Annotated in this window: 11 protein-coding genes; 5 read left to right on the top strand and 6 right to left on the bottom strand. The window is 59.5% G+C overall.

Annotated elements, in window-relative coordinates; genetic code table 11:
• Window positions 1-56: 56 nt before the first annotated feature.
• The 6 genes from QOY30_RS01250 to QOY30_RS01225 are packed head-to-tail and all read right to left on the bottom strand — an operon-like array spanning window position 57 to window position 6,733.
• Window positions 57-1,322, bottom strand: a complete 1,266-nt coding sequence (locus tag QOY30_RS01250) for an MFS transporter (protein ID WP_283742830.1) — start codon at window positions 1,320-1,322, stop codon at window positions 57-59.
• Window positions 1,315-1,917 (bottom strand): hypothetical protein, encoded by a 603-nt coding sequence (locus tag QOY30_RS01245; RefSeq protein WP_283742829.1) that lies wholly within the window; start codon window positions 1,915-1,917, stop codon window positions 1,315-1,317. The genes QOY30_RS01250 and QOY30_RS01245 overlap by 8 nt, the downstream gene beginning before the upstream one ends.
• A complete protein-coding gene (locus QOY30_RS01240; protein WP_283742828.1) occupies window positions 1,901-3,400 on the bottom strand; it encodes a sialidase family protein in 1,500 nt (499 codons plus the stop codon). The genes QOY30_RS01245 and QOY30_RS01240 overlap by 17 nt, the downstream gene beginning before the upstream one ends.
• A complete protein-coding gene (locus tag QOY30_RS01235) occupies window positions 3,400-5,109 on the bottom strand; it encodes an ArnT family glycosyltransferase (RefSeq protein ID WP_283742827.1) in 1,710 nt (569 codons plus the stop codon). The genes QOY30_RS01240 and QOY30_RS01235 overlap by 1 nt, the downstream gene beginning before the upstream one ends.
• Window positions 5,106-5,606 carry a GtrA family protein gene (locus QOY30_RS01230; RefSeq protein WP_283742826.1) on the bottom strand — a complete coding sequence of 167 codons (501 nt, stop codon included), beginning with the start codon at window positions 5,604-5,606 and terminating at the stop codon, window positions 5,106-5,108. Before QOY30_RS01230 ends, QOY30_RS01235 begins: the two co-directional genes overlap by 4 nt.
• Window positions 5,603-6,733, bottom strand: a complete 1,131-nt coding sequence (locus tag QOY30_RS01225; RefSeq protein ID WP_283742825.1) for a glycosyltransferase family 9 protein — start codon at window positions 6,731-6,733, stop codon at window positions 5,603-5,605. Before QOY30_RS01225 ends, QOY30_RS01230 begins: the two co-directional genes overlap by 4 nt.
• Before the next feature lie 256 nt (window positions 6,734-6,989).
• Here QOY30_RS01225 and QOY30_RS01220 point away from each other — a divergent pair, with 256 nt between their 5' ends.
• The 5 genes from QOY30_RS01220 to ubiA all read left to right on the top strand — a co-directional run bounded on the left by QOY30_RS01220 (window position 6,990) and on the right by ubiA (window position 13,038).
• Entirely contained in the window at window positions 6,990-8,270 is a 1,281-nt protein-coding gene (locus QOY30_RS01220) for a protein kinase domain-containing protein (RefSeq protein ID WP_283742824.1), read from the top strand.
• 20 nt (window positions 8,271-8,290) lie between these two features.
• The gene (ridA, locus tag QOY30_RS01215; protein WP_283742823.1) at window positions 8,291-8,677 is read left to right on the top strand and encodes a deaminase RidA; all 387 of its coding nucleotides are present in this window, start codon (window positions 8,291-8,293) and stop codon (window positions 8,675-8,677) included.
• A gap of 24 nt (window positions 8,678-8,701) precedes the next feature.
• On the top strand, window positions 8,702-9,979 hold the full coding sequence (locus QOY30_RS01210) for a serine/threonine-protein kinase (RefSeq protein WP_283742822.1): 1,278 nt from the start codon (window positions 8,702-8,704) through the stop codon (window positions 9,977-9,979).
• A 30-nt stretch (window positions 9,980-10,009) separates the two neighbouring features.
• Complete coding sequence (gene recG / locus QOY30_RS01205; RefSeq protein ID WP_283742821.1) at window positions 10,010-12,031, top strand: ATP-dependent DNA helicase RecG; 2,022 nt, start codon at window positions 10,010-10,012, stop codon at window positions 12,029-12,031.
• 143 nt (window positions 12,032-12,174) lie between these two features.
• Window positions 12,175-13,038 (top strand): 4-hydroxybenzoate octaprenyltransferase, encoded by an 864-nt coding sequence (ubiA, locus tag QOY30_RS01200; RefSeq protein WP_283742820.1) that lies wholly within the window; start codon window positions 12,175-12,177, stop codon window positions 13,036-13,038.
• The last annotated feature ends 36 nt before the right edge of the window (window positions 13,039-13,074 follow it).

Here is a 13,074-nt window from a genome sequence, read left to right as displayed (position 1 = left end):
TAACCGGCGCATTCACGCGCTCTTTTCGGGAACGCGCATTGTCGCATAAAGCCGCCCTATCCGATAACCGGCTCGCTTCGCCGCAGATACAGCCCCATTCCCACACCGGCCACGCTGAGCGCAACCACATAATGCGCTGGCGCCAAGGCATCGAAGCGCAAAAACAGGCTCACCAGCACCGGCGTCAGTCCGCCGAACACGGCATAAGCCACGTTGTAGGCGAAGGATAGGCCGGAGAAGCGCACGGCAGGCGGGAACAGCTTCACTGCCACGCTGGGAACCACACCGATCACGCCGACAAAGAAACCGCTGAGTGCGTACAGCACATTGATATCGGCAGGCGCCACGCTCATCCGGCTGTAGAACAACCAGGAAGAGGCACCCAGCGCCACGCAGCCTGTCGCCAGCACGCGCCCGGCACCAAAGCGGTCTGCCAGCGCACCGAAGGTGATGCAGCCGACGCTCAGAAACAGGGTCGCGATGCTGTTCGCCTGCAGAGCGATTGCGGCAGGTACCGCAAACAGCTTCTGCACCAGGGTCGGTGTCATCAGGATCATCACCACGATGGCGGCGGAAAGCAGCCATGTCATCAGCATCGTGAGTATCACCGCCGGACGGTGTTCGCGCACCACCGTCTTCAGCGGCAACTCGTCAGCCAGTTGCTGCCGCGCCTGCATTTCCCTGAATACCGGTGTTTCATGAAGGTACTGGCGCAACCATACCGAGACCAGCCCGAACACACCGCCCAGAATGAATGGCACGCGCCATCCTTCCGCCAGCAATTCGGCAGGTGTATAGGAACAGGTCACGGCGCCGGCCACCAGCGAGCCGAGCAGGATGCCGCCCGTCAACCCCGCAGTCAGCGTACCGCAGGCGAAACCCACATGGCGCCGGGGTACATGCTCGGACACGAACACCCAGGCACCGGGCACTTCGCCGCCGATGGCCGCCCCCTGGAAAACACGCAAGGCCAGCAGCAACAAAGGCGCCCCTATCCCGATCGTCGCATACGTCGGCAGCAGGCCGATGGCCAGCGTCGGCAACGCCATCAACAGGATGCTCAACATGAACATGCGCTTGCGTCCGAACAGGTCGCCGAAATGCGCCATCACGATCCCGCCCAAAGGACGCGCCAGATAGCCCGCTGCAAAGATGCCGAAAGTTTGCGTCTGGCTCAGCCAGTCCGGCATATCGGGCGGGAAAAACAGTTTCGAGATCGCCCCCGCGAAGAATACGAAGATGACGAAATCGTAGAATTCCAGCGTTCCGCCCAGCGCGGCCAGCCCCAGCGTGCGGTAGTCGTTGCGGCTCAAATTAGGCATGCTTGTTTCCTCTCCAGCGCGACAGCCCTGTCTTTAACTGCACCACCAGCGCGTAGATTGCCAACCACGGATCAAGCAAATAGTCCCACAGGTTGGGCGATTCGTACCAGCCGGCGCTCCAGGCCGCAACAGCCAGGGCAATACATAACGCGAGCAGCGTGGAGTAGCGCAAACCGGCCCAGACCGCCAGTCCCAGCAATGCCGCCATAAACCACAGATTACCGTAACCCAGGCGATAAGGATCGAACATGCCCAAGCCCAGCGCAAGGGGATAGAACAGGACGGCTGCGATCAGGATTGTCGTCAACATCGCATGCCGATCCTGGTCACCGAACAGCACTTTGCCGGAGAACGAACGTGCCGATGCCAGCGCCAACAATACCAGCGTGGAAATGCTCAGGTCGCCCGTCATGCCGCGCACAAAACCTGCCGCCGAAACGCCCCACAATGGAATCGAGACAATCACGATCGCTGCAACCAGCAAGCCTGCCCGCCTGGGCAGCGGCAATGCTTTCACGTACGGCAGGCGCACCAGCAGCGTGACAATGGCAAGCGTGATTCCAAACAGTCCGGTCAGATCAGTGTCCAGTTGCATTGTTGGCCTTCTTCAAATGACGGTTCAACCAGAGCTGGTCGAACATGACGTGCTTGATGAACACCCGGTTCCAGGTGTAGGTGAGATGGAAGTCGCCGTTGCGCGCCTGGATCAGGTAGGGATAGGAAAACTCGAAGTTGCAGCCGCCATCCGCCCGCACCCTGGCCTTGGCGGAATCCACGTATTCGTCCAGCGTCGCTTCGGGAACCAGCGCAAGACGCGCATCGGAATTCAGAAGCAGCCCCTGCACGATATGCATGCATTGCTTCTCGTCCAGTTTCTTGTCGCGTATCACGCTCATTTCTTCCAGGCGACGCAGTTCTTTCCAATTGACGCCGCCGTCAGTCGACAGCATCAGCGACAGACTGTCGCGTCCCTGCTCCTGGTGGTTCAATACTGCCAGTAGCCGTCCGTCCGGCAGTGCCGTGGCCGACAGTGCCGCATCTGGATTGGGGAAAGAGGACTTCTTCACCCCGCTCCAATGCTGCCCGCCGTCTTCGGTGCTCAGACTGCGCGCAAGATGCGGATTGTCCTTGCCCGAATAGCGCGTCAGTACCAATGCGTCGTTCGGGCTCTTCAGCAGCACCACCGGCTGCAGCGTGCCTTGTCCGGCACTGGCCAGGCGCTGTTTGTCGATCACATTGCCTGCCGCATCGAGATGCAGGATTTCCGCAAACTTGCTGAACGACTCGTGGTATGCCGGCACCCCCATCGATCCGTCGGCATACAGGAACGGAGTGCCTTTCACCAGGGTGCTGATATTGATGAACGGCGAGGTGATCAGGCGGCGCGGCGCGCCCCATGTCTCGCCGTCGTCGTTCGAGGTCATCATCGTGATGGAGCTGCCTGCCCAGCCGCCCATCGATACCGTCACATAGAAAAGACGCAATGTGCCATCCGCTGCGCGGGCCACCACCGGGTTGCCCAGTTTGGAGATATAACGATGCAAGGCGCGCTGCGTGCTCGCACGAGTGGCCACTACCTGCTCGGCACCCCATTCATCCTTGACCGGATCGAACACCGCACTGTTGACGGTCACGTCCGACGCACCTTCTCGGCTGCCGGAGAACCAGAAGGCGCGGATGCGGCCACGACACGGTGGGGCGGAGCCCTCTGGTGCGGGAGTGGCCGCATCGCACCTCCTCCCGCAATCGGCTGGCTTCGCCAGTAACGTGTCGGAGGTGCACCCGTCCTTGAGCTCGACAAGTGAAGACGCATGTGTCTGCACATGCAGACGGGAAGAGGCGAAATGGCTCTCGAAGCGGCCTGCGACAACATTCGGCTCATTATCCCTGCGGAAACGGCGTCTGCCCTTTTTTCGTACCGGCGGTTTCTTTTCGGCAACGGGTTCTGCAGCAGGCGGATCGATGACTGGCAGCCGGAATCCAAAGGCTGGGCCGGGTTGTTGACTCGCCTTGTACATTCCGGAACCGAAAGCCAATATGACGATGACCAGCGTAATGGCGCGCTTTAAATCCACCATCAACGGCACCCTTCCTTGTTTGTATTGGATATATTGGAATCCACCACGGCGGATTCGACCAGCAATTCTTTCACGAAAAGGTATTGGAACACATCCCCCTTGAACATCGCACGCAGCTCGTCTGCATTTTGCCTTCCGCGTATTTCAAGTCGCTGTCCGATCACCTGGCAACCTGCACAGGGTTCGGCGTTGAGCGGGAGTTGCAACGCGAACAAGCGGTAGCGCGCTGCCAAGTCAGCGGGTTTCAGGTTCCAGCTCTCGTCGTAACCATGCACACGGGCACCGGGAAGCATGAAGCGGTCTCCTTCATCATGCGCTCGGAAGTTGCAAGGCACCCACACGTCTTTGCTCTGAACATAGCGTTGGGCGACTTCGTTGTACCTGCCAAGAGCACCATCGAACGGCCGCAAGAATGCAGCCAGGGACAGGAAGACAAGCAACACCACCACATTGGCCACACTGCGAGTGGACCTGGGGGAAAATGACGCAAATATTGCCAGCGCCAGCGTCACGCCCAACAGCAGCCAATAACCCCAACCGTACATTCCGGCTGCCTCGTTCTGCAAGTTCCGGGCAAGGAAAGCCAGTAGAACAAGCACTGCATCAGCCGCAACGAGTGTGACTACAAATACCCAGCGCGGGATGCGCTGCCAGTTCAACGCACACAGCACTGCCACTCCCGGCATGGCTTCCAGCAGGTAACGCGCGGACCGCTGGCTGGGCACGGCAAACACAATGAACAGGACAAACATCCAGACCCACAGCATCTTTTCGACATCGCCAAGCTGGCGCCTCTGCCGGTAGGCCACAAGAAACAATGCCGCAACCGGGAAAGCCAGCAGACCCGCATTCATGGGATAACCCAGCAGCAATGCCCAGACACTGCTTCCACCCCACAATAGTTGTGCCCAGTAACCGGCACCGTGCGCCTCGAATTTGCCCGCGTTTTCGCCGACCACGAATTCGCGCCACACGGATTGCGGATCGGGGTCGAACGCGAACCATAGTGCGAACAGGGACAACGCCACGATGCCCGCCAATACCGGCTTGTAGGCCTCTTTCACAATGAACTCACGCCATTGATAACGGCACTGGTGCAGATACCACCAGACCAGAACCAAACCTATCGGCGCCAGCAACGCAAAGGATTTATACAGCAGGCCGATACCGATCTCCAGACCCAGCAACAGCGGCACAAACAACCGGGACTCGAAACTGAACGGGCGCCAATACAGCAGCGTGAAAAACGGCAGGAAGAACCAGAACACCTCCGGCGGGTTGACCAGAAAGGGTCTGCCGTATCGATAGGTGCTGAAAAAAGTGAGATAAGTCAGTGCTGCGACAAAGCCGGTTTCCATCTGCCGCGACAGTCTCCCTGCCAGCAGAAATACCAACATGGCGGTAAGCAGCGTATAGATCACACTGGGATAGCGCAGGTGCCACAAGTCCCAGTCCTGCCCCCAATGCGTGGAAGCGATGCCCTGCCAGAACAACAATGGTGGCTTGGTGTTGCGCATGCCGTCGAGTTCGGATTGCAGCGGCAACAGGTGCCCGCTCGCCGCAGTCAGCCGCGTGATGTGCTCATACGGATATTCATCGCCGTTCTTGGGAATATGCTGGCTGTCCAAGCCGTAGAAATAGACGAAGACAGCAAGCGCAAGCGCCAGGACATTCCACGCCAGATGTAGTCCTCCCAGCCGCCTGTTCATGGACTATCGTTATGCGGCGGCTCGGGGTGCCGAACCAATTTCAGGCGGCCGAACGTCCAGATATCATTGAGCACAAAGTTCAGGACGCTGGTCAGGCCGATGGCGATGAGATTGGCGATCTGGTAGAAGAAATGCGGCGCGAGCAAATTGGTGAACACGATCTGCAATGCGATGCTCAGCCAGCATGCCAGCGTGTATTGCCAGAACTGCGCGATCCAGGGTTTGTGATGATGTTGTGTACGGTCAGCCCAGGTCCACAGGCGGTTCCAGAAAAAATTGTTCACGGTGGCCAGGAAGATGGCCAGTGCCAGCGACAGATTGAGCTTGAGCTGGGACGACTGCACGGTGCTGAAAAAATGCTCCTGCCCCAGATACAGCACGCCAAGATTGACCGCCGTACCGGATGCGCCCACAGTACCGAATTTCAGGAAGCGTTTGGAAAAAACGCGACGGAACAACGAAGCCAGCGAGAGATGCAAATTCAGCAGCGTGCTCATGCGGGGAGTCCCTGCTGCAGCAATTCGCGCGCCTTGACCAGCACCTGCGCCGGCGTGATCGATTGCAGGCACTGGTTGTTGCCGTCGCACGGCGAGTTGCGGTGGTTGTAGGCGGTCAGGCAGGGCGAACAGGACAGCGCGGTGTACAGGCAATGGATATTGGGCGCCAGCGGGCTGTACAGCGCCGGTGTCTCCGGCCCGAAGAACACCAGCGTGGGCAACGGGGTGAGCGCCGCGAACTGGCCCGGCCCGCCGTCATTGGTCACCAGCAAAGACGCCCGATGAAAGATCGCCAGCAGATGTCGCACCGATTTCGTATAGCCGGTCAGGTCGATACACATCGGATGTTTGCAGTGCGCAACGATCTCCTGCGCCAGCGGCTTGGCATCGGGCAGGCCGATGAGCGCGACCGCATAGCCTTCCTGCAACAGCGCATCGCACAACTGCTTGTAGGAAGCCGGCGGCCAGGCGCGGATGGGCAGGATGCCACCATCGGGATAGACCAGCACCAGCTTCTTGTCTTTCAGGATGGCGAAATCGTTGTGCAGTTGCGCGGTGATGCGCGCTACTTCTCCCTCGGCGAATTGCAGTAGCGGCGGCGCGCTCACCTCGTGTGCGGCAGCCTTGGCCAGTGGCCGTCCCTCCGACCCGATGGCGGCAACCATCGTCAGGAACTGCTGCGACAAATGGCGATAGGGGTTGTACAGCACCGGCCGGTTGATAAAGGATCCGCGGTACAGGCCTTCCTGCGTATGCGGCTGGAATCCCACGTGTATTGTGGCGCCTGACAGATAGGAAAAAATGGCGCTCACCCGCGAGAACAGCTCGCAATCGATCACGACATCGAAGCCGGTACGCCGCATGGTCAGGATCGCCCTGAGCGTATCTGCCGCAAATCCGCTTAACGATTTGTCCCGGATGGTGATGACATTCTCCGGCGGCATCACGCCCAGCAAATCCAGCACTTCGCGGTTTTTGGCGAACATCAGGATATGCAGGGAAGCATCGGGATAGCGCTTGCGCAGGTCGGCGAACATCGGCTGCGCCAATACCAGGCTGCCCATTTCCGAAAGCAGCACGATCAGGATGCGTCTGGGTTGGGCGACGACCGGTTGGCCGAAGATCATTCGGCGAACTCGTTCGAACAACGAAATTACCCAGCAGATTGGCATTCCGGCCCAATGGTCGACTGCACGTTGGAATCTAATATTCAATGAAGAGTGTCCGGTAGTAGGGTTTTGGACTGCAGCAAGGCCGCGGCATTATCGGCGAAAGCACTGCTTTCAACAAGCCAGCCAGCACTCACATCGGCACCCGCCAGTTGTGGAACAGGGGCTTGTTCGTGTAGATTCTGTGCACTTCTTCACCGAGCAAACCACCAAAATGCAACAACTTGGGGCACTGGGCAAATACACCCTCACCAAAAAACTCGGGCAAGGTGCGACCAGTACGGTGTATCTCGCTTTCGATCCTTTCGCGAAGCGCGAGGTGGCGATCAAGGTGTTGAAACAGGATATCCTGAGCGACCCCAGGATGGGCAAACTGTACCAGCGCCAACTGGATAACGAAGCCTCGCTGGTGGGCAAGCTGTCGCATCCGCACATCGTGTCGATCTACGATGCGCTGATCGGCGACGATGCCAGCCACATCGTGATGGAATATGTGAGCGGCGGTACGCTGGAAAAATATGCCGAGCCCGGCAACCTGCTACCCGTCGACCGCGTGGTGGACTACATGTTCAAATGCTGCCGCGCCTTGAACTATGCACAGTTCAACGGCGTTATCCACCGCGACATCAAGCCCGCCAACATGCTGCTCACCGAGGACGGCGACATCAAGATATCCGACATGGGTGCGGCGCTGCTGCTGGACATCGAACAGACGCAGATCAACAACATCGGTTCGCCCGGCTACATGTCGCCGGAACAACTGCGCAGCGAGGCGCTGACGCACCAGACCGACATCTATTCCCTGGGTGTGGTGATGTACCGCCTGCTCACCGGTTACTTGCCATACAAAGCGGAAAACCTGCCGGCCCTGTGCCAGCAGATACTGCATGCCACACCGCCGACCCCGCGCAACCTGCGTCCCGACATCCCGCCGCAGCTCGAACGCGTGGTGCTGCGCGCCATGCACAGGGACAGGGGCGAGCGCTACCAGAACTGGAAGGATTTCGGCAGCGATCTCGCTGCCTTGGGGCGTTTCGAACAAAAGGCCATCGAGATCAACCAGACCGAGCAATTTTCCACGCTGCGCGAGATGTCCTTGTTCAAGGACTTCACCGATATCGAACTGTGGGAGATACTGCGCGTCGGTGAATGGCAGATGCAGCCCGCGCAGACCGTCCTCATGCGCGAAGACGAGATGGGCGACGTCTTCTACATCATCATCGAGGGAAGCGTGAGCGTGACCAAGAACGGCCGCCTGCTCAACCTGATCCGCAGCGACGACTGCTTCGGCGAGATGGCTTACATCAGCGGCAGGGTCGTTCCGCGTTCCGCCACCGTCACTGCCGGCACCGAAGTCACGGTACTTAAAATATCGCCGGCGCAACTCGCAAAGCTTTCCGACCATTGCCAGCTGCATTTCAACCAGGCTTTCTTGCGCGTCATGGCAGACCGTCTCAGGATGGCCGACGACCGCTTCGCCAAGCTCGCAAATTAGAACAATTAAAGGAGAACATCATGTCGAACAAATTCGTGATCCAGACACCCGATGCCCCCGCCGCCATCGGCACCTATTCGCAAGCCGTGCGCGTGGACAATACCGTCTATCTCTCCGGCCAGATCGGCCTCGATCCCAACACCATGAATATGGTCGAAGGCATCGAAGCGCAGGTTCACCGCGTATTCCAGAACCTGCGTGCCGTCGCCTCGGCGGCGGGAGGGAGCCTGGACGATATGGTGAAACTCAACATCTACCTGACCGACCTTGCCCACTTTGCCAAGGTCAACGAAGTCATGGCGACTTATTTTCATCAGCCTTACCCGGCGCGCGCCGCCGTGGGCGTCGCTTCCCTGCCGCGCGCCGCACTGGTGGAAGCCGACGGCGTGATGTTTTTGCAGGAATGATCCTTGTCTATAAGTAGTCACCCAATGAGCCAGGGATCGCATATCGGCAGGTACCGTTTGATCAGGAAACTGGGAAACGGCGGAACCAGCGTGGTCTATCTCGGACACGACCCGGTTGAAGACCGCGAGGTCGTGCTCAAGTTGTTCAAGCAGGCTTTCCTGTACGACCCGAAGAACGGCAAACAGAACCGGAGGCAACTGGAGATCGAAGCCGCGCTTGCAGGGAAATTGGTGCACCCGAACATCGTCACCACTTACGAAGCGGTCATCAGCGACAGCATGAGTTACATCGTGATGGAATACGTGGCTGGCGGCACCCTGGAAAAGCACATTTACCCGGACAACCTGCTGCCGCTCGACCGCGTGGTCGCCTATATGTACAAATGCTGCCGTGCGCTCAACTATGCGCAATTCAACGGCGTGATCCACCGTGACATCAAGCCGGCCAACCTGCTGCTGGCCAACCCGGACGAGATCAAGATCGCCGACCTGGGCGCGGCTGTCCGCACCGACCTCGAAGATACGCAAAACAGCGTCGGCTCTCCCAATTACATGTCGCCGGAACAAGTGCGCGGCGACGAGCTTACCCACTCGACCGACATCTATTCGCTGGGCGTTGTCATGTATCGCCTGCTCACCGGCCGTTCGCCGTATACGCCGAAAAATCTGGCGCATCTGTATCAGCAGATATTGCACGAAATGCCCATCCCTCCGACACAACACCGTACAAACCTGCCGCCGCAGCTGGAACGCATCGTGATGATCGCCCTGCAAAAAAAACCGGGGGACCGCTTTGCCACCTGGGGCGATTTCGGCAACCAACTCGCCGCACTCGGGCACTTCGAAAAAAGCGACATGGAGATCAACGAAAACGAAAAATTCACCGCCCTGCGCAAATTGAAAATGTTCCAGGATTTCACCGACATCGAGCTGTGGGAACTGTTGCGCGTCGGCGAATGGCAGAAACAACCGGCAAAGACCTTGCTGTTGCGCGAGGGAGAGCTGGGGGATGCGTTCTTCATCCTGGCCGATGGCGGCGTCACCGTGTCGCGCAACAACCGTTTGCTCAACACGCTGAGTAGCGGCTCCATCTTCGGCGAGATGTCCTACACCAGCCGCAAACAGATGCCGCGTTCCGCCAGCATCACTGCCACCACCGAGGTCACCGTCATGAAGATACTGCCCGGCCAGCTTGACCAGCTCTCCGACCGCTGCCAGCTGCACTTCAACCAGGTGTTCCTGTCCACGCTTGCCGACCGGCTGCGCGTATCGGATGATCGCCTCGCCAAGATTGCGACTTAGCTTCAGCAGTACCGCCTCGTTCCCGGATATGTGCCATTGAAGATCGCCCCCGCCACACAGAGCAAATTCGCCAAACTCGGCATCCATACCCCGTTCGATCTGGTGCTGCATCTGCCGTTGCGTTATGAAGACGAAACGCGGATCACGCGTATAACCGATCTCGTCCCCGGTGAAACGGCGCAGGTGGAAGGCGAAATCATCCACAGCGAAGTGATGTACCGCCCGCGCCGCAGCCTGGTGTGCCAGTTGCAGGACAACAGCGGCATCCTTTATCTGCGCTTCCTGAACTTCTATCCCAGCCAGCAGAAGCAGCTCGCCGTCGGCAAAAAGATCCGCGCGCTGGGCGAACCGCGCATGGGGTTCTTCGGCGACGAGATGGTGCATCCGAAATGCCGCGTTGCAGGAGAATCCGTTCCGCTGAAGCAGGCACTCACGCCCGTCTACCCGACCACTGCCGGGCTGCCGCAAATCACGTTGACCAAACATATTCACGCCGCGCTGAACGAACTGGCACTCGACGACACGCTGCCGGAACAGATCCTGCAGCACCTGCACCTGCCGGATTTCGCGTCCAGCGTGCGCCTGCTGCACCAGCCGCCGCCGAACATCAACGAGGACGCATTGCTGGCACGGGCGCATCCTGCATGGATGCGCATCAAATTCGATGAACTGCTGGCACAGCAACTGTCGATGCGCGTGCATTACCGCGAACGAAGCCGGCGCATCGCGCCCAAACTTGCCGCACACAACCGGCTTACCGATGCGTTGCTGAAAGACCTGCCGTTCGCCCTCACCGGTGCGCAGAAAAAAGTGTGGCATGAGATCAGCGCCGACCTCGCACGTCCACATCCGATGCAGCGCCTGTTGCAAGGCGATGTCGGCAGCGGCAAGACTGTGGTCGCCGCGCTCGCCGCGTTGCAGGCTATCGAGAACGGTTATCAGGTTGCGTTCATGGCACCGACCGAGATCCTCGCAGAACAGCATTACCTCAAGCTGCGCGACTGGCTGGCGCCGCTCGGCATCGAACCGGCGTGGCTCTCCGGCAGCCTGAAGAAAAAGGACAAGGCGGCGGCGGCCGAGCGCATCGCGCTGGGCGATACCCAACTTGCCATCGGCACGCACGCGCTGTTCCAGACGTCGGTCGAATTCAGCAAGCTGGGATTGGTCATCGTGGATGAGCAGCACAAGTTCGGCGTGCAGCAACGGCTGGCCTTGCGCGGCAAAGGTGCGGAACCTCACCAACTGATGATGAGCGCCACGCCGATCCCGCGCACGCTGGCGATGAGCTACTACGCCGACCTCGACGTGTCGGTGATCGACGAGTTGCCGCCGGGCCGCACGCCTATCGTTACCAAGCTGGTCAGCGATGCCCGACGCGAGGAAGTGTTCGAGCGCGTGCGTGCCGCCTGTCTCGAAGGCCGTCAGGCCTATTGGGTGTGCCCCCTGATCGACGAATCGGAAGCGCTGCAATTGCAAACCGCACTGGAAACATTCGCCACGCTCACACAGATATTCCCCGAAATCCGCATCGGCCTTGCGCATGGCAAATTAAGTAGCACCGAAAAGGCGCAGACCATGGCTGCATTCAAGACGGGTGAGCTGCAACTGCTGGTCGCCACCACCGTTATCGAAGTCGGCGTGGATGTGCCCAACGCCAGCCTGATGGTGATCGACCATGCCGAACGCATGGGACTGGCCCAACTGCACCAGCTGCGCGGTCGTGTCGGGCGTGGGGCTGCCGAGAGCATGTGCGTGCTGCTGTTCCAGCAGCCGCTGTCCGAACTCGCCCGCGCCCGGCTCAAGATCATCTACGAGAACACCGACGGTTTCGAAATCGCCCAACAGGACCTGCGCCTGCGCGGCCCGGGCGAACTGCTAGGCGCAAGACAGAGCGGCGTGCCCATGTTGCGTTTCGCCGATCTGGCCGAGGACGACAAGCTGCTGGACAAGGCACGCGACATCGCCGACGAGATGCTGCGCGACTTTCCCGAGGCGGCGCAGGCGCATCTGCAACGGTGGATGGCGAATGAGCCGGATTATTTGCGGACTTGAGCCACTTCACTCCCTTCTCCCGCGGGCGGGAGAAGGGCCGGGGATGAGGGCGGGTGAGCAACGCATCAATCGGCTTCACAACAACGCCCCTCACCCCAACCCTCTCCCGCCCACGGGAGAGGGAGTTAGCATAAAATATTGCCATGAACCTCACCGAACGCCTGCACCTCTACCTCCAGCTCACCCGCCTGCACCGCCCCATCGGCATCCTGCTGCTGCTATGGCCGACTCTGTGGGGCGTGTGGATCGCGGGCAACGGGCATCCGTCATTGCTCATCGTATTCATCTTCACGCTGGGCACCGTACTGATGCGCTCCTCCGGCTGCGCGGTGAACGACTATGCCGACCGCCACATCGACAAGCATGTGGAGCGCACCAAGGACAGGCCGCTCACCAGCGGCAAGGTCAGCGAGCGCGAAACGCTGTGGCTGGCGGTCGTGCTGGCGCTGATTTCTTTTGCACTCATCCTGCCGCTGAACCCGCTCACCTGGCTGATGTCCTTCCCCGCCGCTTTCCTTGCCGCCAGCTATCCGTTCACCAAGCGCTTCTTCGCGATTCCGCAAGCCTACCTCGGCATCGCCTTCGGCTTCGGCATCCCGATGGCATTCGCCGCACAGCTCGGCGAAGTGCCAGCCGTCGCGTGGGTGTTGCTGCTCGCCAACATCTTCTGGTCCATCGCCTACGACACCGAATACGCCATGGTGGACCGCGACGACGACATCCACCTCGGCATCCATTCCTCGGCGCTGTTCTTCGGCAAATACGACGTGATCGCAGTAATGATTTGTTACACCCTTACCTTGCTGCTGCTGGCGGTGGTTGGCTTAATGGCAGGCTTGGGATTGGTTTATTTTGCCGGCCTGATCGTCGCGGAAAGTATTGCGCTGTATCACTACAAACTCATCAGGGATCGCAGCCGCGAAAAATGCTTCGCGGCATTCCTGCATAACAACTGGTTCGGGGCGGCGGTGTTTGCGGGGTTGGTTGGGAATTATTGGATGCAATAAATATGCTGGGTGGGTAAACAGCTTTTTCGTTTGCCC

Origin of the sequence: Sideroxydans sp. CL21 (assembly GCF_902459525.1) — a bacterium.
GTDB lineage: Bacteria > Pseudomonadota > Gammaproteobacteria > Burkholderiales > Gallionellaceae > Sideroxyarcus.
This window is presented reverse-complemented; position numbering and strand designations above follow the sequence as displayed.